This is a genomic window from Magnetospirillum sp. 15-1, from assembly GCF_900184795.1.
Lineage (GTDB): Bacteria > Pseudomonadota > Alphaproteobacteria > Rhodospirillales > Magnetospirillaceae > Phaeospirillum.
In genome coordinates this window covers 243,193-263,850 of the sequence record NZ_FXXN01000027.1, presented here as the reverse complement: position 1 = coordinate 263,850, position 20,658 = coordinate 243,193, and the positions used below count along the sequence as shown (strand labels likewise).

General features: G+C 66.6%; 22 protein-coding genes. 14 read left to right on the top strand and 8 right to left on the bottom strand.

Annotated features, from left to right (window positions below; translation table 11 throughout):
- Positions 1-312: 312 nt before the first annotated feature.
- Entirely contained in the window at positions 313-813 is a 501-nt protein-coding gene (locus CP958_RS19505) for an HPP family protein (RefSeq protein ID WP_197706430.1), read from the top strand.
- Between the two features lie 36 nt (positions 814-849).
- Here CP958_RS19505 and CP958_RS19500 read toward each other — a convergent pair whose 3' ends face one another.
- Positions 850-1,881: a hypothetical protein gene (locus tag CP958_RS19500; protein WP_096703863.1), complete on the bottom strand. Its 1,032-nt coding sequence runs from the start codon at positions 1,879-1,881 to the stop codon at positions 850-852.
- Positions 1,882-1,967: 86 nt separating this feature from the next.
- Between CP958_RS19500 and CP958_RS19495 the strand changes: the two genes are divergently transcribed.
- From CP958_RS19495 to CP958_RS19470, 6 genes are read left to right on the top strand one after another with little or no spacing between them, the layout of a single operon-like run.
- Entirely contained in the window at positions 1,968-3,068 is a 1,101-nt protein-coding gene (locus tag CP958_RS19495) for a TAXI family TRAP transporter solute-binding subunit (protein ID WP_347337848.1), read from the top strand.
- 48 nt (positions 3,069-3,116) lie between these two features.
- Entirely contained in the window at positions 3,117-4,940 is a 1,824-nt protein-coding gene (locus CP958_RS19490; RefSeq protein ID WP_242443004.1) for a DNA polymerase III subunit gamma/tau, read from the top strand.
- Positions 4,937-5,260: a YbaB/EbfC family nucleoid-associated protein gene (locus tag CP958_RS19485; protein ID WP_096703860.1), complete on the top strand. Its 324-nt coding sequence runs from the start codon at positions 4,937-4,939 to the stop codon at positions 5,258-5,260. Before CP958_RS19490 ends, CP958_RS19485 begins: the two co-directional genes overlap by 4 nt.
- 24 nt (positions 5,261-5,284) lie before the next feature.
- Positions 5,285-5,878: a recombination mediator RecR gene (gene recR, locus CP958_RS19480; RefSeq protein ID WP_096703859.1), complete on the top strand. Its 594-nt coding sequence runs from the start codon at positions 5,285-5,287 to the stop codon at positions 5,876-5,878.
- A gap of 4 nt (positions 5,879-5,882) precedes the next feature.
- Positions 5,883-6,152: a hypothetical protein gene (locus CP958_RS19475; RefSeq protein WP_197706429.1), complete on the top strand. Its 270-nt coding sequence runs from the start codon at positions 5,883-5,885 to the stop codon at positions 6,150-6,152.
- A complete protein-coding gene (locus CP958_RS19470) occupies positions 6,149-6,379 on the top strand; it encodes a DUF2283 domain-containing protein (RefSeq protein ID WP_096703858.1) in 231 nt (76 codons plus the stop codon). Before CP958_RS19475 ends, CP958_RS19470 begins: the two co-directional genes overlap by 4 nt.
- A gap of 9 nt (positions 6,380-6,388) precedes the next feature.
- Here CP958_RS19470 and CP958_RS19465 read toward each other — a convergent pair whose 3' ends face one another.
- Positions 6,389-7,153 (bottom strand): hypothetical protein, encoded by a 765-nt coding sequence (locus CP958_RS19465; protein ID WP_096703857.1) that lies wholly within the window; start codon positions 7,151-7,153, stop codon positions 6,389-6,391.
- Between the two features lie 12 nt (positions 7,154-7,165).
- On the bottom strand, positions 7,166-7,792 hold the full coding sequence (locus CP958_RS19460) for a glutathione S-transferase family protein (protein WP_096703856.1): 627 nt from the start codon (positions 7,790-7,792) through the stop codon (positions 7,166-7,168).
- An 81-nt stretch (positions 7,793-7,873) separates the two neighbouring features.
- Here CP958_RS19460 and CP958_RS19455 point away from each other — a divergent pair, with 81 nt between their 5' ends.
- From CP958_RS19455 to CP958_RS19445, 3 genes are all read left to right on the top strand, one after another.
- Positions 7,874-9,262 (top strand): leucyl aminopeptidase family protein, encoded by a 1,389-nt coding sequence (locus CP958_RS19455; RefSeq protein WP_096703855.1) that lies wholly within the window; start codon positions 7,874-7,876, stop codon positions 9,260-9,262.
- Positions 9,263-9,465: 203 nt separating this feature from the next.
- The gene (locus CP958_RS19450) at positions 9,466-10,914 is read left to right on the top strand and encodes a TrkH family potassium uptake protein (protein WP_096703854.1); all 1,449 of its coding nucleotides are present in this window, start codon (positions 9,466-9,468) and stop codon (positions 10,912-10,914) included.
- Positions 10,915-10,921: 7 nt separating this feature from the next.
- Entirely contained in the window at positions 10,922-12,370 is a 1,449-nt protein-coding gene (locus CP958_RS19445) for a TrkH family potassium uptake protein (protein WP_096703853.1), read from the top strand.
- 12 nt (positions 12,371-12,382) lie between these two features.
- Here the strand turns inward: CP958_RS19445 and CP958_RS19440 are convergent, their stop codons facing one another.
- From CP958_RS19440 to CP958_RS19420, 5 genes are all read right to left on the bottom strand, one after another.
- On the bottom strand, positions 12,383-12,937 hold the full coding sequence (locus CP958_RS19440; RefSeq protein ID WP_170959038.1) for a protein phosphatase CheZ: 555 nt from the start codon (positions 12,935-12,937) through the stop codon (positions 12,383-12,385).
- Between the two features lie 89 nt (positions 12,938-13,026).
- Positions 13,027-14,016, bottom strand: coding sequence for a methylmalonyl Co-A mutase-associated GTPase MeaB (meaB, locus tag CP958_RS19435; protein WP_096703851.1), 990 nt, complete (start codon positions 14,014-14,016; stop codon positions 13,027-13,029).
- An 8-nt stretch (positions 14,017-14,024) separates the two neighbouring features.
- Positions 14,025-14,330, bottom strand: a complete 306-nt coding sequence (locus tag CP958_RS19430) for a hypothetical protein (protein WP_096703850.1) — start codon at positions 14,328-14,330, stop codon at positions 14,025-14,027.
- Positions 14,331-14,332: 2 nt separating this feature from the next.
- Positions 14,333-14,635: a hypothetical protein gene (locus CP958_RS19425; protein ID WP_096703849.1), complete on the bottom strand. Its 303-nt coding sequence runs from the start codon at positions 14,633-14,635 to the stop codon at positions 14,333-14,335.
- A 23-nt stretch (positions 14,636-14,658) separates the two neighbouring features.
- The gene (locus CP958_RS19420; protein ID WP_096703848.1) at positions 14,659-16,155 is read right to left on the bottom strand and encodes a carboxypeptidase M32; all 1,497 of its coding nucleotides are present in this window, start codon (positions 16,153-16,155) and stop codon (positions 14,659-14,661) included.
- A 103-nt stretch (positions 16,156-16,258) separates the two neighbouring features.
- Here CP958_RS19420 and elbB point away from each other — a divergent pair, with 103 nt between their 5' ends.
- The 4 genes from elbB to pnp all read left to right on the top strand — a co-directional run bounded on the left by elbB (position 16,259) and on the right by pnp (position 20,612).
- Positions 16,259-16,927 (top strand): isoprenoid biosynthesis glyoxalase ElbB, encoded by a 669-nt coding sequence (gene elbB / locus CP958_RS19415; protein ID WP_096703847.1) that lies wholly within the window; start codon positions 16,259-16,261, stop codon positions 16,925-16,927.
- 137 nt (positions 16,928-17,064) lie between these two features.
- Positions 17,065-18,000, top strand: coding sequence for a tRNA pseudouridine(55) synthase TruB (gene truB / locus CP958_RS19410; protein WP_096703846.1), 936 nt, complete (start codon positions 17,065-17,067; stop codon positions 17,998-18,000).
- Between the two features lie 9 nt (positions 18,001-18,009).
- Complete coding sequence (gene rpsO / locus CP958_RS19405) at positions 18,010-18,279, top strand: 30S ribosomal protein S15 (RefSeq protein WP_096703845.1); 270 nt, start codon at positions 18,010-18,012, stop codon at positions 18,277-18,279.
- A 170-nt stretch (positions 18,280-18,449) separates the two neighbouring features.
- Positions 18,450-20,612, top strand: a complete 2,163-nt coding sequence (gene pnp, locus CP958_RS19400) for a polyribonucleotide nucleotidyltransferase (RefSeq protein WP_096703844.1) — start codon at positions 18,450-18,452, stop codon at positions 20,610-20,612.
- Positions 20,613-20,658: the final 46 nt, after the last annotated feature.

The following is a 20,658-nucleotide window of genomic DNA, read 5'->3' as shown; positions in this document are numbered from 1 at the left end:
TACTTGTCATGGCCAAGCTTGATCCACGTCAGCCCGGTTTAGGCTTCGGAGGCCGGAGGGCCCGCTGCTCACCACCAAGGCACCAAGGACACCAAGAGGGCGGAGCCGCCGGAACAGCCTGAGAAACAAGGCATCGAATGGGTGGGTGAGGCGACCCGGGGAAAGTTCTCTTGGTGTCCTTGGTGCCTTGGTGGTCGACCCGGCTTTTCCGTATCCCCGTGCCGGTCGAACACCGTCGAACCTGGGCGAGTCGACGAAAAGCCGATTCCACCAGACTCGGACAGACTAGGAAGGCACAAAAGGATGAGACTTATGGATAAGCTGCGCGGCGGTGCCGATCTCCCGGCACGCGCCAACCTGCGGCACATCGCGCTGTCCTGGATGGGCGGCTTCCTAGCCATCGCCGTGGTCTACTCGTTGACCGAGGCCAGCCGGACACCGCTGGTCCTGGGCTCGTTCGGCGCATCTTGCGTGCTGATCTTCGGCTTTCCCGAAAGCCCCTTCTCGCAGCCCCGCAACGTCATCATGGGGCACGTCCTGTCGTCCCTGATCGGGCTGGCCTGCCTGTCGGCGTTCGGAGCCTCGTGGTGGAGTGCCGGGCTGGCGGTGGGCACCGCCATCGGCGCCATGCAGATTACCCGCACGGTCCATCCGCCGGCCGGGTCCAATCCGGTGATCGTGATGTTGGCCGCGCCGGGCTGGTCGTTCCTGCTGTTCCCCACCACGGTGGGGGCGATGGCGCTGGTGGTGGTGGCGGTGAGCTTCAACAACCTGCTGCGGGACCGCGCCTATCCCCGATACTGGGTGGGTTGAGGTCGGGGTGGAGCGGCGACGGCCCGCCGCCGTCGCCTACTGCGCGGAGAACTGCTTCTCCACGTCCTTGATCAGGTCGATGCCCTGGATCATCTCGCTCATCATGAAGTCGGCGCGCTTGATGGGGCCGCCGGAATTGGGGCGCGGGAACATCTTGGCGAACGAGCTCATCTTCACGGTCAGGCCGCACAGGGCGGCGCCGATGGTGACGTGGTAGCGCTCGATCATTCCCTTCACCGAGCGGAACTCGTCCTGGGAGATGTTCTCCCACATCTCGCGGGTGCGCTTGTCGAACACCTCGAGCCGTCCCGAGATCGAGGCCGAGATCGAGTTGATGACCTCCTCGATCATGTCGCAGGTCTTCATCAGGTTGACGTTCTGCTTCAACTGGAAATGGGTGCGGATGGGAGCCAGCGCCTGGACGCAGGCGGTGAAGTAGGGCTCCAGCCGGTCGAGGCAGTGGCGGAAATACGAAAGCGACATGAAGGTGTCGCCGTAATCCTCGAGGAAGCGCGGCACGTCGAAGATGTCGATGTTCAGGCTTTGCGCCATGGTCTCCAGACGCTGGCGGGCCTTCTTGATGTCGGGATCGCGGAACAGCTTCAGCAGGTCGTCGTAGCTGTTGATCTGCACATCCTCGTCCGAATAGATCATCTTCATCAGCGGACGGGTGAACATGATCATGTAGCGGGTAAGCTCGGCCGATTTTTCCGGCGACAGCTTCAAGGCCGCGTAGTCGTTCACCGGGATGCCGTGCTCGCGCAGGGAGATGCGCAAGCTGTACACGTCGTAGCTGGGCAGCAGCGCCAGACGGCGCAGGATGCCGAGATCGGGGTGGATCTGCTCGGTCGGCCAGCCGAACATGGCGGGCAACGATTCCACGTCCACCTGGCCGGAGCCGGTCTGGACGTCGGAAAACAGCTCGACCGCGCTGCGCAGCCGCACGTTCTTGATCAGCTTGGCGCTCTGCAGAGCAGGAGTCTGAAGCGGGATGATGGACAGCGGCAGCACAAACATGGAATCCATGTCGCTGTCGTTGATCGGTTTCAATCCGTCGTCGTCTACCATAACTGCTCTCGGCCCCCAACCCGAGGGCTCATTGTGCCTGCTTTGCCGCCGATCGCAATGGGGAACATGCGTCCAATTCCGTCAGAATGCATCACTTACATGAGGATTTGATGATATTTGTCGTGTATCCTTTTGCCTTGATGCGTCGTTTCCTTGGGGGGAAAGCTGCCGTGCCTGCCAGAACGCCTATCCGCTCCGCCATAGTCGCGCTTATGCTGCTTTGCATGGGGGCGGAGCCGGCGGCGGCCCAGGACATCCGCTTCTTCCAGATCGGCACCGGCCCGACCGGCGAGACCCGCTTCGCCTTCGGCGGCCTGATCGCCAACGCCATCAGCAATCCCCCCGGTTCGCGCGAGTGCGACAAGGGCGGCTCGTGCGGGGTGCCCGGCCTGGTGGCGGTGGCCAAGTCCACCGGCGGCGCCATCGCCAATATCGACGCCATCGCGGCGAAAAGGCTCGACGCCGCCCTGGTTCAGTCCGACATCGCCTATTGGGCCTATCACGGCACCGGCATCTACAAGGGCAAGGGCGCGGTGCAGAACCTGCGGGCCATCGCCATGCTCTATCCGGAAAGCCTGCATCTGGTGGCCAGGAAGGATGCCAAGATTCACTCGGTCAAGGACCTGAAGGGCAAGCGGGTGTCCCTGGGCGACAAGGATTCCGGCGAACTGGTCCACGGCCGCCTGCTGCTCACCGCCTTCGGCATGACCGAGGGCCAGATCAAGCAAAGCTTCCTGAAGCCCGGCCCCGCCGCCGACGCGCTTGCCGCCGGCCAGCTGGACGCCATGCTGGTGGTGGACGGCGTGCCGGTGCCCATCGTCGCCGAACTGGCCCAGCGCGCCGATATCGTGCTGGTGCCGCTGGCCGGACCGGAAGTGGACAAGATGCGCGCCACCTATCCCTTCTTCTCCGCCTCGTCCATTCCCGCCGACACCTATCGCGGCACCGACGCCGACGTGAAGACCCTGGACGTGGGCGTGGTGCTGGTCACCGGGGCCGAGCGGCCCAACGACCTGATCTATGGCGTCACCCGCGCCCTGTGGCATCCCAGCACCCAGAAGCTGCTGACCGAAAGCCATCCGCGCGGCAAGCTGGTCAACCTGTCGGCGGCGGGGCTGGACAAGCTGGGCATCCAGTTGCACGGCGGCGCCTCGGCCTATTATTTCGATGCCGGCGTGACGCACTGACCCCATCTTGGGCTATCGCCCGAGCCCATCCGGTATGAATTGCAGGGCATGACCGCCCGTACTATCTTGACCCCCATGAGCGAGACCCCCGCCCCCACGCCTTATCGCGTCCTGGCCCGCAAGTACCGGCCGACCGACTTCGCCGGTCTGATCGGGCAGGAAGCCATGGTCCGCACCCTGTCCAACGCCATCAAGACCGGGCGCCTCGCCCATGCCTTCGTGCTGACCGGGGTGCGCGGCGTGGGCAAGACCACCACGGCCCGCATCATCGCCCGCGCGCTCAACTGCGTCGGCCCGGACGGCAAGGGCGGCCCGACCATCGATCCCTGCGGCCAGTGCGAACATTGCCGCGCCATCGCCGAGGACCGTCACGTCGACATCCTGGAGATGGACGCCGCCAGCCGTACCGGCGTCAACGACATCCGCGAGATCATCGAGGGCGTGCGCTACCGCCCCACCTCGGCGCGCTTCAAGGTCTACATCATCGACGAGGTCCACATGCTGTCCACGGCGGCGTTCAACGCGCTGCTGAAGACGCTGGAGGAGCCGCCGGAACACGTGAAGTTCGTCTTCGCCACCACCGAGATCCGCAAGATTCCCGTCACCGTGCTGTCGCGCTGCCAGCGCTTCGACCTGCGCCGGGTCGAGATGGACGTGCTGGCCCGTCACTTCGAGGGCATCGCCGCCAAGGAAAACGCCGAGATCGAGCCGGCGGCGCTGAAGCTGATCGCGCGGGCCGCCGACGGTTCGGTGCGCGACGGCCTGTCGCTGCTGGACCAGGCCATCAGCCACGGCGCCGGCAAGGTCGACGAGGCCCAGGTGCGCGACATGCTGGGTCTGGCCGACCGCGCCCGCGTCTTCGACCTGCTGGACGCCATCATGAAGGGCGAGGTCCCCGCCGCTCTGGACCAGATCACCGACCAGTACGCCGCCGGCGCCGACCCGGCGGTGGTGCTGCAGGACATGCTGGAACTGGTCCACTGGCTGACGCGGCTGAAGGTCACCCCCGACGCCGCCGACCAGTTGGGCGCCTCGGAGACCGAGCGGGTCAAGGGCGCCGAAATGGCCAAGACCCTGTCCCTGGCGGCGCTTACCCGCGCCTGGCAGATGCTGCTGAAGGGATTGGGCGAGACGCGGGCCGCCCCCAACCCGTTGCAGGCCGCCGAGATGGCGGTGGTGCGCCTCGCCTATGCCGCCGAGCTGCCCACCCCGGCCGAACTGGTCGAGCAACTGCGCGCCAACCCGCCGCCGCCGCCCGCTCCACGCGGCCCCGGCGGTGGTGGGGGTGGCGGTGGTGGCTTCGGCGGCGGCGGTCCCGCCGATGCCGTTTCCGGCCATCATGTGGGCGGCGGCCCGGTGCACGGCCCGGCCACCGCGCTCAAGCTCGAACCGGCACCGGTCGCCCAGACCGTGACCCTGCCCGCCATGCCCGCCGATTTCGCGGCCACGGTGGCGCTGTTCTCCGAGCGGCGCGAGGGCCTGATCGCCGTACAACTGCGCACCCAGGTCAATCCGGTATCCTTCGCCGCCGGCCGCATCGAGTGGCGACAAAACAGCAGCGTCGGCTCGGACCTCGCCCCCAAGGTGGCGCGGATGCTGTCGGAATGGACCGGACGCCGCTGGACGGTGTCGGTCAATTCCACCGACCCGGCCCAGCCGACCCTGGCCGAGCAGGAGGCCAACGCCGAACTGCGCCGCCGCGCCGACGCCGCCGAACATCCCTTGGTCAAGGCGGTACTGGCCGCCTTCCCCGGCGCCACCATCGAGGCGGTCCGCGACCTAGGGAGCGAGGAACTGCCCGAGCCCCCGCCGCCCGAAGACCCGGAAAGCGTCCTGGACGACGAAATGATCCCTGGAGAGGAAGATCTATGAAGAACCTTGGCAACCTGATGAAGCAGGCCCAGCAGATGCAGTCCAAGATGGCCGAGATGCAGGCCACCATGGCCGAGATGGAGGTTACCGGCTCGTCCGGGGCCGGCATGCTGCAGGTGACGCTCAACGGCAAGTACGAGCTGAAGAAGGTCAAGATCGACCCGTCCCTGGTCGATCCCAACGACGTCGAGGTGCTCGAGGACCTGCTGCTGGCCGCCTTCAACGACGCCAAGACCAAGGCCGAGACCGCCATGGCCGACGAGATGGCCAAGCTGACCGGCGGGCTGAACCTGCCGGCTGGCTTCAAGCTGCCGTTCTGATCCCGGCATAGTTCCGCCTCCGCAATGGTCGGCCCCGAGATCGAACGCCTGATACAACTTCTTTCGCGGTTGCCGGGGCTGGGCCCGCGCTCGGCCCGGCGCGCCGCGCTGAGGTTGGTGGAGAAGCGGGAATCCCTGCTGGTGCCGCTGGGCCAGGCCATGGCCGAGGCCGCCGCCAAGGTGCGGACCTGCTCGGTGTGCGGCAATTTCGACACCATCGATCCCTGCGCCATCTGCGCCGATCACCGGCGCGACCCGTCGCTGCTCTGCGTGGTCGAGGACGTGGCCGGGCTGTGGGCCATGGAGCGCACCGGCAGCTTCAAGGGCCGCTATGCCGTCCTCGGCGGCCTGCTCTCGGCCCTGGACGGCATCGGCCCGGAGGATTTGGGCATCGAATCCCTGGTGGCCCGCGCCCTTGCCCCCGCCGTCACCGAGGTGATCCTCGCCACCCCCGCCACGGTGGAGGGCCAGACCACCGCTCATTACGTGGCCGAGCGCCTGGCCCAGTGCAACGTCACCGTCTCGGGCCTCGCCCACGGCGTGCCGGTGGGCGGCGAACTGGACCACCTGGACGACGGCACCATCACCGCCGCGCTCAGGGCGCGGCGGGCATTCTGATCAAATGGCCGAGCCGGATCGCCTGCCGCCACCGCCCTTCTGGCGTACCCGCTATTACGCCCTCACAGTCATGGCCCGGTCCGACCGTCGCATGATCGATCCGATTATGGTAACCTCGGTCATCAACGCTCCCGCCCGGAAGGAACGGGAGCCGAGCGGCCGGGTTCGGTACTGGGGCTGGATCGCCGAACTGAACCACTGGCTGCGTGTGGTGACGCTCGACGACGGAGTGACGGTACATAACGCCATGCTGGATCGGGACTTCTTGCCATGACGAGCCCATCGCCGGTTATCTATGACCCCGCCACCGACAGTATGTATATCACGCTGCGCGAAGGGCGGGTCGCCCATACCGTCATCCATGACGATCGTGATTTCGCCGTAGACATCGGGGAAGACGGCCAGCCCATGGGCTACGATATCCAGTTCGCCAGCCGCCATCCCGACGTTATCGCCGAGGGTCTTCAACTGCTTCAGCGGGATGGGCAGCGGGCCGCTTAGCGGCCATGGCTAACGGTCCAACTCATCAAGCATTTTTCGGCCGAACTCATCGACGGTATTGTAATCCGCAATGAGTTGCGGATGGAAAACAATGGGCCTCGCTTCTTTTTCGTAGAGGGAATGGGCGATCCAAGGTCGAAATTTTCCTATTTCCCGCTGCTCTGCCCGAAGTCGGTCGTATTCGTCGAAATCACGGCGTTTCTGCGCTTCATTTGCCTCCTGTTCCAGAGCATTGTATCGGCCCTGATTCTCAGGAAGGATCGTAAAAGGGGGGATATAAAGAGGTATCCTGTGCGCCAAGCTATCGCGGAATTTTTTCATTGCCGTAAACCATCTTTTACGACGATCCAGATAGGCGCGAAACTCGTCGGTGAATGAAGCGCGAACCGGTTCCGAACCGAGTGTAATCTGACTTAGGACAAGGCTTGTTCCATCTCGGTTCCGGACATTTTTCTCGGACACGTAAATCCATGCCAGATTATCCAGGCACCCAAAAACGTTGCTGACAAAAGACTGAATAGCGATGGTCGCATCCAGGGTTTTATCCCTTCCGGGGATATCGTCCTGTTCCGGCGGTAAAGCGGTATAGACCATGTCAATGGCATGGACCAAGCAACCGAGACGACGAGCAAAGCCATGTTGGGCATGCTCGCGGGCGAGATCGGTCGTGTAATCCCGCTGGATATATCGCTGCATCAGGTCCGCATATTGCTGATGCCCCCGCTCCCGCCCAAGATGGAGGTCGGCAATAACGTCTTTCGAAAAATAAGGCACGTCCCTAGCTCCTCACCCCGCCGCCTGGGCCTCCATCACCCAGGCCTGCATGGCGGGATGGGCCATGATGGCGTCGCAATAGGCGCTGGACGCCGCGCCCACCGGCAGGCCGTAGGTGCGGATGCGCGTCACCACCGGGGCGTACATGGCGTCGGCGTTGGTGAACGCGCCGAACAGGAAGGGGCCGCCCTGGCCGAAGCGGGCGCGGCAATCGCTCCAGATGGCGTCGATGCGCGCCACGTCGGCCTTCACGTCGTCGGGGATTTCCGCCAGCCTCTGATCCTCCACCACGTCCATGGGGCAGACCGAGCGCAACGGCACGAAGCCGGCATGCATCTCGGCCGAGACCGAGCGGGCCAGGGCGCGGGCCTCGCGGTCCTTGGGCCACAGCCCGGCCTCGGGGAAGCGTTCGGCCAGATATTCGCAAATGGCCAGCGTGTCCCAGACCTTGATGCCGTCATCGTCGAGCAGGGGAACCTTGCCCGACGGCGACAGTTCCAGAATCTTCGCCTTGGTATCGGGCTGGCGCAGTTCGATCCGCACCTGACGGAACGGGGCACCGGTGGCCGCCAGCGCCATCCAGGCCCTGAGCGACCAGGAGGACCAGCGCTTGGTGCCGACGACGAGGGTAAGAGACATGACGCTTCCCAAACCGTGGATGGTCACCGATCATGGAAGCAAGCGTGCGGCGTCTTCAACAGGGAATTTAAGGAGGAACGGGTGCTGGAGCAACTGGTCGAGGCCGACGATGGGGCGACGGATCTGATCGCCTTGCGCAAGGGCGAGTTGTCCGCATGGCTGGACAGCCAGCCCGAATCCGTGCGCCAGTGGGTGCAACAGACCGGCTTCAAGGCCGAGCCCGGCGCAATCTGCCTGCTGCCCGGCGAAGGCGGCGCCCTGGCCGGCGCGCTGGCCGGGCTGTCCGACGAGGATGATCCCTGGGCCTTCGCCCATTTCCCGCCCAAGCTGCCCGCCGCCCGGACCTTTCGCCTGACCTCGCCGCTACCCGCCATCCAGGCCGAGCGGGCCGCCCTGGCCTGGGCGCTGGCCGCCTATGCCTTCGACCGCTACAAGGCGCGCAAGGGTAAGGAATCGCCCCGACTGGTGTGGCCGGCGGGGGCCGACCGCGCCCGGGTCGAGCGTAACGCCGAGGCCGTCGCCCTGGTGCGCGACCTGATCAACACCCCGGCCGCCGACATGGGGCCGGCGGAACTGGCCGCCGCCGCCGACGCCCTGGCGGCGCGCTTCGGCGCCACGTGCCGGGTGATCGTCGGCGACGGGCTGCTGGCCGAGAACTACCCCGCCATCCATGCGGTGGGACGCGGTGCCGCCCAGGGCCGGCGCCCCCGCCTGATCGACCTCGCCTGGGGCGACGAGCGCGCCCCCAAGGTGACCCTGGTGGGCAAGGGCGTGTGCTTCGACACCGGCGGACTGGATTTGAAGCCGTCCTCCAACATGAAGCTGATGAAGAAGGACATGGGCGGCGGCGCCCATGTGCTGGGGCTGGCCTCCATGATCATGGCCGCCGGGCTGAAGCTGCGGCTGCGCGTGCTGATTCCGGCGGTGGAGAATTCCGTCTCGGGCGAGTCCATGCGGCCGCTGGACGTGCTCGCCACCCGCAAGGGCCTGTCGGTCGAGGTGGGCAACACCGACGCCGAGGGCCGCCTGATCCTGTGCGACGCCCTGGCCGAGGCGGCGGCCGAGAAGCCCGCCCTGCTCATCGACGTCGCCACCCTGACCGGGGCGGCGCGCAGCGCGCTGGGCACCGACCTGCCTGCCCTGTTCAGCAACAACGACCTGCTGGCCGCCGATCTGCTGCGCAACGGCGAGGCCGAGGGCGAGCCGCTGTGGCGGCTGCCGCTGCACAAGCCCTATCGCCGCATGATCGATTCCAAGGTGGCCGACCTGACCAATGCCTCGGATTCCCCCCATGCCGGGGCCATCACCGCCGCCCTGTTCCTGCAGGAATTCGTCGAGCCGGACATCGCCTGGGCCCATCTCGACATCATGGCCTGGAACGGAGCGGGCCGACCCGGCCGACCCGAGGGCGGCGAGGCCCTGGCGCTGAAAGCCCTGTTCGCCACCATCGCCCAGCGGGTGCCCGCCTGACGCCAAATCCCGATGGGCAGAACTCATCGGGATTTGGCCAGGCCCAAGGGGCCGCGCGTCTTATGGCGCGGGAGGCAAGGGCGCACAGCGCCCGCCCGCCGCTTGAGGGCGGTCCCGGTATCACCGGGACGTGATAGAAGACAGGACTTTACAGGGGACACGAATCCTTCCATGAGTCATCCCTATCCAAGGGGACAGATGACTTGATCGATATCCGGCCGGTTCTCTTCGTCAACGGCTTCCTGCTGCTGGTGCTGGCTGCGGCCATGGGCATTCCGGCACTGGTCGACCTGTCGGCCGGCGACGTGGACTGGAAGGTCTTCGCGGTATCAAGCATGGTCACCGCCTTTTCGGCCATGGCCCTGATCTTCGGCACCCGCAGCAAGGGGCGGCCCTCGCTGTCGGCGCGGCAGGCCTTCATGCTGACCACGCTGGCCTGGATCAGCACGGCGGCCTTCGCGGCGCTCCCCTTCGCCTTCAGCAATCTGCACCTGTCGCCCACCGACGCGGTGTTCGAGGCCATGAGCGGCCTGACCACCACCGGGGCCACGGTGATCATCGGCCTCGACCATGCCCCGCGCGGCGTCCTGATCTGGCGGGCGCTGCTCAACTGGCTGGGCGGCGAGGGCATCATCATCATGGCGGTGGCCATCCTGCCCCTGCTGCGCATCGGCGGCATGCAGGTCTTCCGCATGGAGACCTCGGACAAGACCGACACCATCAAGCCGCGCATCACCCAGGTGGCGACCTCCATCACCCTGGTCTACGTGGTGTTCACCGTGCTGGCCGCCCTGGGCTTCTGGGCGGCGGGCATGGGCCGCTTCGACGCCGTCTGTCACGCCATGGCGGCCATCTCCACCGGCGGCTTCTCCACCTCGGACACCAAGCTGGCCCATTGGAGCACCGCCGTGCAGTGGGTGGCGGTCTTCGCCATGATGGTGGGAGGCTCCAGCTTCGTGCTGTGGACCGGCCCGTGGCGCCGGGGCCGGCCGCGCATCATCGACGACGCCCAGGCCCACTGGTACCTGATGTTCATCGGCACCGCCGCCGGCGTGATGGCGCTGTGGCAATGGGCGGTCAACGACATGAGCCTCGGCATCGCGGTGCGTCACGCCACCTTCAACGTGGTGTCCACCGTCACCACCACCGGCTTCGTCTCCACCGATTACGGCGCCTGGGGCGGCTTCGCCCACGTGGTGTTCTTCATCCTGGTGTTCATCGGCGGCTGCACCGGCTCGACCGCCGGCGGGGTGAAGATCTTCCGCTGGGAATTGCTGTTCGCCCTGGCCGGCATCCATTTGAAGCGCCTGCTGCACCCGCACGGTGTCTTCGTCATTCACTACAACCAGCGCCCCATCGCCCCCGCCATCCTGGATTCGGTGCAGGGCTTCGTGGTGATGTATTTCTTCACCTTCGCGCTGTTCGCCCTGGCGCTCAGCATGGTGGGCGTGGACTTCCTGACGGCGCTGTCGGGCTCGGCCGCCGCCCTGGCCAATGCCGGACCGGGAATCGGCGAGGTGATCGGTCCGTTCGGCAGCTATCGCCCGCTGCCCGATGCCGCCAAATGGATTCTGGCCGCCGAAATGATGCTGGGCCGCCTGGAACTGTTCACCGTGGCGGTGCTGTTCTCACGCAGCTATTGGCGGGAGTAGCGGCACCATGATCGACCTCCGCCCCGTCCTTTCCACCATCGGCGCCCTGGTCTGCGTCCTGGCCGCCGCCATGTGGCTGCCGGCGGTGATCGATTTCCGCGACGGGCACGAGGAATGGATGGTCTTCGCCACCTCGTCCGGCCTCACCCTGTTCTTCGGCCTGGCCCTGCTGCTGGGCACCCGCGTCACCAACCAGCGGCGCAGCGTGCGCCAGACCTATCTGTCCGCCACCTTCGGCCTTGCGGTGCCCGGCCTGTTCGCCGCCCTGCCCCTGATCTACGGCCCGCTGCAACTGTCGGTCACCGACGCGGTGTTCGAGTCCCTGGCCGGCCTGACCACCACCAGCGCCACGGTGATCCGCGGCCTGGACGCCCTGCCGCGCGGACTGCTGCTGTGGCGGGCGCTGCTCGGCTGGATGGGCGGCATCGGCGTCGTCGCCATGGCCATCGCCGTGCTGCCCGAACTGGCGGTGGGCGGCATGCAGATGTTCCGTCTGGAAGTGCCCGGCCCGGCCGAGCGCGCCACGTCGCGCGGGCGGCGCATCGCGGCATCCATCCTGGCCGGCTATTGCGGCGCCACCGCCCTGCTGGCCCTGGCCCTGTGGGTGGCGGGGATGAGCGGCTTCGAGGCGCTGGTCCACGCCATGGGGACCATTTCCACCTCGGGCGCGTCGACCTCCGACGCCTCCATCGGCCATTTCGACAGTGCCGCCATCACCGTGCTGATCACCTTCGGCATGATCCTGGGCGGCATGCCGTTCATGCTGTTCTTCCACTTCCTGCGCGGCAACCGCAAGATCGTGCTGCGCGATCATCAACTGCGCTGGTACTTCGCCCTGCTGGCGCTCGGCACCATGGGCGTGTCGGCCTGGCTGGTGAGCTCGCGCGGGCTGGCGCCGCTGGACGCGCTCCGCCACGGGGCGCTGACCGTGGTGTCGGTGATGACCGGCACCGGCCACTTCACCCTGGAATACGGCAATTGGGGCGGCATGCCGGCGGCCATCCTGTTCTTCCTGGCCTTCGTGGGCGGCTGCGCCGGCTCGACCAGCGGCGGCATCAAGGTGTTCCGCTTCCAGTTCCTGTTCACCGACGCCCTGATGCAGATCCGCCGCCTGCTGCGGCCCCATGCGGTGCTGATCGCCGGCTTCAACCGCCGCCCCATCCCGGAGGAGGTTCTGGGCTCGGTGATGGGCTTCCTGTTCGTCTATGCGCTGGCCTTCGCCATGCTGGCCATGTCGCTGGCCTTCCTGGGCCTGGACTTCGTCACGGCGATGTCGGGGGCGGCCTCGGCCCTGGCCAATCTCGGGCCGGGCCTGGGGCCGGAGATCGGTCCGGGCGGCTCCTACGCCGGCCTGCCCGATCTGGCCAAGTGGCTGCTGTCCATGGGAATGCTGGTGGGGCGGCTGGAACTGTTCACCGTGCTGGTGCTGTTTGTTCCAGCCTTCTGGCGGCAGTAAGCCCGGAAAGCCTCAGCCGAACAGCTTGTCGATGGCGTCCTGGCCCAGCATGCGGTCCACGTCGGCCTGGGAGACACCCTGGCCCGGCAGTTGCGGGCCGTGCAGCAGCGCCTTGTCGGGGTCGACCTCTTCCTTCTTGATCTCGACCACCACCTTGGTCAGCTCATCCTTGCCCCAGGTGAGGATGACGGCCTTGATGCGATCCTCGACGAACTTCAGCGAGTTGACGATCTTGGAGATGCGCTGGCCGGTGATGTCTTGGAACGAGCAGGCCTCGAACACCTGATTGACCCGGTCGTCCACCTTGTCGAAGACCTGGGCCAGCGGCTGGCTGTCGACGGCGGCGGCGCGGGCCTCGCACATCAGCTCGCTGATGGATTCCATGCTTTCCATGATGGTGTTGGTGGCGCTTTCCGTGGCGCCGACGATGGCATCGAGCTGTTCCGACATGCTGCCGAAATGGTCGGTCGCACCGGGTGGATTGAGGGCGGCCAGCTCGGTCCGGATCTTCTGGAGGTGTCCGAACAGCCCCACCAGCTCCCGCTTGAGGAGGCCGCTATCGGTCATCGGTGTCTGCATGTTCATTCCATCGCCTTCATACCTGGGCCAGAGGATAGCCTGTTTATCAAGAATACGCCAAGAGCCATCCCCGTGTTTCAGCCTCTTCCCCGGAAGGTACGCACCAGTTGCCGGGCCGCCGCCCCCGGAGCCATCCGCCCGGCGGCGACGCCGCGCTCCATCTCGGGCAACAGGAGTTCGACCCGGGGATCGTCGCGCAGGGCCTGCAACAGGGTCTCGGACACCTCGTTCCACATCCAGGCATGGGCCTGGGCGGCGCGGCGCTCGGACAGGGCACCGGCCTTGTCCATGGTATGGCGGTAGGTGTCGATGGTCGACCACACCTCGTCGATGCCCGACCGCGCCAGGGCCGAGCAGGTCAGCACCGGCACCGTCCAGTGGGGTGAGGCGGGCGCCAGCAGGTGCAGCGCGTTCTTGTAGTCCCGCGCGGCGCGGGCGGCGGCGGCCGCCAGGTCGCCGTCAGCCTTGTTGACGATGATGGCGTCGGCCAGTTCGACGATGCCCTTCTTGATACCCTGAAGCTCGTCGCCGCCGCCGGGAACCAGGACCAGCAGGAACATGTCGACCATGTCGGCCACCGCCGTCTCGGATTGTCCGACGCCCACCGTCTCCACCACGATGACGTCGAAGCCGGCCGCCTCGCAGACCAGCATGGCCTCGCGGGTGCGGCGCGCCACGCCGCCCAGGGTGCAGCCCGAGGGGCTGGGGCGGATGAAGGCGCGGGCATCGCGCGACAGATCCTCCATACGGGTCTTGTCGCCGAGGATCGAGCCGCCCGAGCGCGGGGAAGACGGGTCCACCGCCAGCACGGCCGGCTTCTTGCCCATGGCCAGCACATGCAGGCCGAAGCTTTCGATGAAGGTGCTCTTGCCCGCGCCGGGCACGCCGGTGATGCCAACCCGCACCGAGCGTCCGGTATGGGGCAGCAATTCGTGCATCAGCGCCTCGGCCGCCTCGCGGTGATCGGGCCGGGTGGATTCGATCAGGGTGATGGCGCGGGCCAGGGCGCGGCGCTCGCCGGCCAGAACGCCCTCGCTGAGGGCCTTGGGATCGGGAGAAGTGCTCACGTTGCGGGCTATCTCTTCTTGTCGTCGGGCTCGCGGCCCTGGTTGAGGAAGGTGAGGATGGCCATGCCCACCAGCTTGGCCCGGTCCTCGTCCGACAGGGCGTCGAGAATCTTGCGCTTGGCCCGGTGGACCTCCTGGGCGCGCTTCAGGAGGGCGGCGCGGTCCGAACCGGGATCGGCCTTGGCCGGCGGCGACTTGGGGGTGGCGGCCTTGGGGGTGGCGGCCTTGGGGGTGGCGGCCTTGGGCTTGGATTTCGGTCTTGGCCTGGCCTTCGGCTCGCCGGGGCCGAACAGGGTCTTGAGGAAGCCGAACATGCTCATCCTCCCCCCAGCAGCGCCTTGCGCGCCACCTGTTCCAGCTTGGCCCGCTCGTCGTCGGAAAGATCGGCCAGCACCGATTGCCGCGCCCGGTGCACCAGCATGGCCGAGCGGATCAACTGGGCCTTTTCCGGCGGCAGGCGCTGCATGCGCTCCTCCGCCTCGGCCAGGGCGGTGGCGGGATCACGTTCCTTGGGCTCGGGAGCGGAGGCCTGCGGGCGCAAGGCCGCTCGCGGCGGCGGGCGTTTCAGCGCCTCGCGCGCCCGCTTGTCCAAGATCAGACGGGACAGCCAGCCGAGCATGAGGCGAGTCTACCCCAAATGCCTCAGCCGAGGTAGCGCCGCCGCAGATGGGTCTCAAACACCGTGGGGTCCAGGGGCCGCCCGGTGGCCTGGGTCAGCAGCTCGCGGGTGGAAACCAGCGAGCCCTTGGAATGGACATTGGCGCGCAGCCAGCCGAGCAGCGGCCGGAAATCGCCGCCGGCAAGGCCCTTCATCACCTCGGGATCGGCGGTCCTGGCGGCGTCGAACAGTTGGGCGGCGGTCATGGCCCCCAGGGTGTAAGTGGGGAAATAGCCCCAGGCGCCGCCATACCAGTGAATATCCTGCAGGCAGCCCAACCGGTCGTCGGGCGGCCGGATGCCCAGCAGGCGCTCATAGCCCTCGTTCCAGGCGGCGGGCAGGTCCTCCAGCTCCATCCGTCCTTCGATCAGCGCCTTTTCCAGGCGATAGCGGATGATGACGTGGGCGGGATAGGTGACCTCGTCGGCCTCGACCCGGATGAAGCCCCGGCTGACCCGGATGCCGCGCCGATAGATGTTGTCCGGCTCCCAGGCCGGACCGTCGGTGCCGAAGGTGCTTTTCAGCAAGGGGGAAAGAAAGCCGGAGAATTCCTTGGAGCGGCAGGCCTGCATCTCCATGAGCAGCGACTGGGATTCGTGCACCACCATGCCCCTGGCGCGTCCCACCGGCTGGGGCCGCCAATGGCCCGACGGCAGGCCGAATTCATAAAGGGCGTGGCCGGTCTCGTGCAGCACGCCCATCATGGCCGAGGTGAAATCGTCCTCGTTGTAGCGGGTGGTGACCCGGATATCGCCGGGATAGCCGCCGCAGAACGGATGGTGCGACACGTCCAGGCGGCCATGGCGGAAGTCGAAGCCCAGCACCTCCATCAGGCGGATACCCAGGGCCTTCTGCCGGTCGGTGGGAAACGGCCCTTCCGGCTCGACGATCACCGGGCGGGCGTTCTGGGCCTCCAACACCTCGCCGATGAAGCCGGGCAGGAATTTTTCCAGGTGGTCGAACACCGGATCGATCTCGGCCGAGCGGCCCAGCGGCTCATACTGGTCGAGCAGCGCGTCATAGATGGAGACGCCCAGCGCATCGGCCTTGATGTGCCCGACCTCGCGCGCCAGGCCCAGCAGCACCTTCAAGGCCGGCAGGACCATTTTGAAATCGGCCGCCGGGCGGGCCTGGCGCCACACCATCTCGCAGGCCGATTCGGCCCGCGCCAGGGCATCCACCAGATCGGCGGGCAGGGCGGCGGCGTGAATCCAGTCGCGACGCATCTCGCGCAGATTGGCCGCCCGCCACTCGTCCAGCGGCCCGGCCGCCGCCTTGTCCAGCAACTCGCCCATGTCGGGGGCGGTAATCAGTTCGTGGTTGATGCCGCGCAGGCAGGCCACCTGCTCGGCGCGCATCTCGGCGGCGCCCTCGGGCATCATGGTCGCCATGTCCCACGACAGCACCGACAACGCCTCGGCGACGGAGTTCATCTTGCGAAAGCGGTCTTCCAGGGTGGCATAGGCCGGATTGGTGCTCATGGGACTCACATGGTATCTCGGGTGAGGAAACGATAGACCATGGCCCCGGCCGACGGGAATCGTATAATGCCGAAACTTTTCCCGGAAGGACGAGGAACCCGCCATGACCGCCAAACCCCGCTTCGCCGTCATCCTGTCCGGCTGCGGCGTCTATGACGGCGCCGAGATCCACGAGGCCGTACTGACCCTGCTGGCCATCGACCGCCACGGCGGCAGCTATCAGTGCTTCGCCCCCGACCGCGCCCAGATGCATGTGATCAACCACCTCACCGGCCAGGAAGCGGCGGGCGAAAGCCGCAACGTGCTGGTGGAATCGGCCCGCATCGCGCGGGGCAATATCAAGTCGCTCGCGGATTTCAACGCGGCCGAAGTGGATGCCCTGATCCTCCCCGGCGGCTTCGGCGCCGCCAAGAACCTCTGCACCTTCGCGACCCAAGGCCCCGAGTGTCAGGTGGACCCCGCCACCGAAAAGGCGGTCAAGGCCATGGCGGCGGCCGGCAAGCCCATCGGCGCGCTCTGCATCGCCCCGGCCCTGTTGGCCCGGATCTTCGGCCACGGCATCGACGTCACCGTCGGCAAGGATGAAGGCACCGCCAAGGCCATCGTGGCCATGGGCGCCAAGCACACCGAGGCCGGTCACGGCGGCGTGGTGGTGGACAAGGGCCGCAAGGTGGTGACGTCGCCCTGCTACATGCTGGACTCCTCCATCTCCCAGATCGCCGACGGCGCCGAGAACACGGTCAAGGCCCTGCTGACGCTGATGGGCCGCTAGAGCATGATCCGATCAATTCGGGTCATGCTCAGCCGCCATTACGGCGGCGGCCAAGCTCGCGGAGGCGAGCGCCCGGCGAGGGGCATGCACGAAACCCTAGAGCGATCTCCGATCCTGTTTGATCGGAGATCGCTCTAGTGGCTCGCAGGAGGAAAGGCGATCCCGTCAATGGCTGGCTGGCCATCGACAAGCCGCTGGGCATGGGTTCCACCCAGGTGGTGGCCAAGGTCAAGCGCATCCTGAATGCCGCCAAGGTCGGTCATGGTGGCACGCTGGACCCCCTGGCCTCGGGTGTGCTGCCCATCGCGCTGGGCGAGGCCACCAAGACGGTGCAATACGTCATGGACGGCGCCAAGACCTACCGCTTCCAGGTGCGCTGGGGCGAGGCCACCGCCAGTTGCGACCGCGAGAGCGAGGTCACCGCGACCTCGGCCAACCGCCCCGCCACCGAAGCCATTCTTGCCGCCCTGCCCGCCTTCATGGGCGAGATCGAGCAGATTCCGCCCGCCTATTCCGCCATCAAGATCGACGGCCAGCGGGCCTATGATCTGGCCCGCGCCGGGGAGGAGGTGGAGATCAAGCCGCGCCGGGTCGCCATCCATTCCTTCACCCTGCTGGGCCAGCCCGACGCCGACCACGCCGATTTCGAGGTTCATTGCGGCAAGGGCACCTATGTGCGCTCCCTGGCCCGCGATCTGGCCCTGGCGCTGGGCACGGTGGGGCACGTCTCGGTGCTGCGCCGCGTCGCCTGCGGCCCGTTCACCGAACAAAAAGCGATTTCCCTTGAATCCCTGGAGCAACTGGGGCAAGTTCCCGCCCCTTGGACCTTTCTGCTTCCCATCGAGACCGCGCTGGACGACATCCCGGCCCTGGCCCTGACGGAAAGCGAGGCCCGCCGCCTCCAGAGCGGTAATCCCGTGTCACTTTCACACGTGGTTTCCCGACATCCGCAGGCTGAACTCGCCGAAGGCATTGTATGCCGGGCGATGCAGGCAGAGCGGCTGGTGGCGTTGGTTCGCATCGAATGCGGAGAAATCCGTCCGGTGCGGGTCATGAACCTCACCGATGAATAGGAGTAGACGATGTCGATCACTGCTGAGCGTACCCAGGAACTCGTCAAGGAATACTCGACCAAGGAAGGCGACACCGGTTCCGCCGAAGTCCAGGTCGCCATTCTGTCGGAGCGCATTCGCAACCTGACCGAGCACCTGAAGTCTCACAAGAAGGATTTCCACTCGCGCCGCGGCCTGCTGATCATGGTCGGCCAGCGTCGCCGTATGCTCGACTACCTGAAGGCCAAGGACAACAAGCGCTACGAGGCCCTCATTGGCCGCCTCGGTCTGCGCAAGTAATCCACACAGCCAAATTACGAAGGCCGGGCGTCGCCTGGAATGCACCCGCGCGGGGATGGCTCCGCGCGGGTGACCGTATTTGAGCCGTTAGATAAGCGGCCTGTACGAGAAATTGACGCCGGGACCGACCGCAATCCGGCGGCGGTCCTAAACATAAGGAAGTGACTTACATGTCCATGTTCAATGCCCACCGCAAGGAAATCACCTGGGGCGGCCGCAAGCTGGTTCTGGAGACCGGCAAGGTCGCCCGCCAGGCCGACGGCGCCGTGATGGTCACCTATGGCGAAACCACCGTGCTGTGCACCGTGGTGGGCGCCAAGAGCCAGAAGCCCGGCATCGACTTCTTCCCCCTGACGGTGAACTACCAGGAGAAGGCTTTCGCCGCGGGCAAGATCCCCGGTGGCTTCTTCAAGCGCGAAGGCCGTCCGAGCGAGAAGGAGACCCTGGTCTCCCGCCTGATCGACCGCCCGATCCGCCCGCTGTTCGCCGATGGCTTCCGCAACGAAGTGCAGGTGGTCTGCACCGTGCTGAGCCATGACCTCGAGAACGATCCCGACATCGCCGCCCTGGTCGGCACCTCCGCCGCCCTGACCATTTCCGGCCTGCCCTTCATGGGCCCGGTGGGCGCGGCCCGCGTCGGCTATATCAACGGCGCCTATGTGCTGAACCCGCTGGTCGGCGACCTGCCCAACAGCGACCTCGACCTGGTGGTCGCCGGTACCGTCGAAGGCGTGCTGATGGTCGAATCCGAGGCCAAGCAGCTGTCGGAAGACGTCATGCTGGGCGCCGTGATGTTCGGCCACCGCGAGTTCCAGGCGGTGATCCAGGCGATCATCGATCTGGCCGAGGAATGCGCCAAGGACCCGTGGGACCTGCCCGAGCCCCCCGCCGAGGTGGCGGTGGTCACCGGTAAGTTCAACGACGCGGGCATCCCCGCCGAGATGGCCGAAGCCTACAAGATCATCAAGAAGCAGGACCGCTACGCCGCCGTGGGCGACGTGAAGAAGAAGGCCCTGGCCCTGCTGACCGAGGCGCCCGAACTGGCCGTCGCCGGTGGCATCCTGAAGCACATGGAAGCCGACGTCGTCCGTGGCAACATCCTGAAGACCGGCGTGCGCATCGACGGCCGCGACACCAAGACGGTTCGCGCCATCGAGGTCGAGGTCGGCGTTCTGCCCCGCGCCCACGGTTCCGCCCTGTTCACCCGTGGCGAGACCCAGGCCCTGGTGGTCGCCACTCTCGGCACCGGCCAGGACGAGCAGATCATCGACCAGCTGGCGGGCGAGTACCGCGAGCACTTCATGCTGCACTACAACTTCCCTCCCTACTCGGTGGGTGAAGCCGGCCGCATGGGTTCGCCGGGCCGCCGCGAGATCGGCCACGGCAAGCTGGCCTGGCGCGCCATGCGCCCGACCCTGCCGGCCAAGGAAGCCTTCCCCTACACCATGCGTGTGGTCTCCGAGATCACCGAGTCCAACGGCTCGTCCTCCATGGCGACCGTCTGCGGTTCTTCGCTGGCCATGATGGATGCCGGTGTGCCCCTGCCCAAGCCGGTGGCGGGTATCGCCATGGGCCTGATCAAGGAAGGCAAGGACTTCGCCGTGCTGTCCGACATCCTGGGCGACGAGGATCACCTCGGCGACATGGACTTCAAGGTGGCCGGTACCGTCGATGGCGTCACCGCGCTGCAGATGGACATCAAGATCACCTCGATCACCGAGGAGATCATGAAGATCGCCCTGGGTCAGGCCAAGGACGGCCGTATCCACATCCTGGGCGAGATGAACAAGGGCCTGGATCACGCCCGTGATTCGGTGTCGGGCAATGCTCCGCGCATCACCACCATCTCCATCCCCAAGGAGAAGATCCGCGAAGTCATCGGCACCGGCGGCAAGGTCATCCGCGAGATCTGCGAGCAGACCGGCGCCAAGATCGACATCGATGACGACGGCACCATCAAGGTCGCTTCGGTGGACGCCGATGCCGCCCAGCGCGCCATCGACTGGATCCGCGGCATCGTCGCCGAGCCCGAGCTGGGCGTGATCTACAACGGCAAGGTCGTGAAGGTCGTCGATTTCGGCGCTTTCGTGAACTTCCTGGGCTCGCGCGACGGCCTGGTCCACATCTCGGAACTGGCCCGCGAACGCGTCGCCAAGACCGCCGATGTGGTCAAGCAGGGCGACGTGGTCAAGGTCAAGGTCCTGGGCTTCGACGATCGCGGCAAGGTGAAGCTGTCCATGAAGCAGGTGGATCAGACCACCGGCGAGGACATCTCCGCCCAGTTGGAGGCCGAGCGTGCGGCTTCCAAGCGCGAGCGTCACCACGAGGATTGATCCTCGGGCGATGTCCGACGAAAAAGGGCGCGGCTCCGAAAGGGGC

Bases quoted from the DNA above. Each gene is read 5' to 3' on its own strand.
- CP958_RS19505 (WP_197706430.1), top strand. From the start codon at position 313: ATGGATAAGCTGCGCGGCGGTGCCGATCTCCCGGCACGCGCCAACCTG.
- CP958_RS19500 (WP_096703863.1), bottom strand. From the start codon at position 1,881: ATGGTAGACGACGACGGATTGAAACCGATCAACGACAGCGACATGGAT.
- CP958_RS19495 (WP_347337848.1), top strand. From the start codon at position 1,968: ATGCATCACTTACATGAGGATTTGATGATATTTGTCGTGTATCCTTTT.
- CP958_RS19490 (WP_242443004.1), top strand. From the start codon at position 3,117: ATGACCGCCCGTACTATCTTGACCCCCATGAGCGAGACCCCCGCCCCC.
- CP958_RS19485 (WP_096703860.1), top strand. From the start codon at position 4,937: ATGAAGAACCTTGGCAACCTGATGAAGCAGGCCCAGCAGATGCAGTCC.
- recR (WP_096703859.1), top strand. From the start codon at position 5,285: ATGGTCGGCCCCGAGATCGAACGCCTGATACAACTTCTTTCGCGGTTG.
- CP958_RS19475 (WP_197706429.1), top strand. From the start codon at position 5,883: ATGGCCGAGCCGGATCGCCTGCCGCCACCGCCCTTCTGGCGTACCCGC.
- CP958_RS19470 (WP_096703858.1), top strand. From the start codon at position 6,149: ATGACGAGCCCATCGCCGGTTATCTATGACCCCGCCACCGACAGTATG.
- CP958_RS19460 (WP_096703856.1), bottom strand. From the start codon at position 7,792: ATGTCTCTTACCCTCGTCGTCGGCACCAAGCGCTGGTCCTCCTGGTCG.
- CP958_RS19445 (WP_096703853.1), top strand. From the start codon at position 10,922: ATGATCGACCTCCGCCCCGTCCTTTCCACCATCGGCGCCCTGGTCTGC.
- CP958_RS19440 (WP_170959038.1), bottom strand. From the start codon at position 12,937: ATGACCGATAGCGGCCTCCTCAAGCGGGAGCTGGTGGGGCTGTTCGGA.
- CP958_RS19430 (WP_096703850.1), bottom strand. From the start codon at position 14,330: ATGTTCGGCTTCCTCAAGACCCTGTTCGGCCCCGGCGAGCCGAAGGCC.
- CP958_RS19425 (WP_096703849.1), bottom strand. From the start codon at position 14,635: ATGCTCGGCTGGCTGTCCCGTCTGATCTTGGACAAGCGGGCGCGCGAG.
- CP958_RS19420 (WP_096703848.1), bottom strand. From the start codon at position 16,155: ATGAGCACCAATCCGGCCTATGCCACCCTGGAAGACCGCTTTCGCAAG.
- elbB (WP_096703847.1), top strand. From the start codon at position 16,259: ATGACCGCCAAACCCCGCTTCGCCGTCATCCTGTCCGGCTGCGGCGTC.
- rpsO (WP_096703845.1), top strand. From the start codon at position 18,010: ATGTCGATCACTGCTGAGCGTACCCAGGAACTCGTCAAGGAATACTCG.
- pnp (WP_096703844.1), top strand. From the start codon at position 18,450: ATGTCCATGTTCAATGCCCACCGCAAGGAAATCACCTGGGGCGGCCGC.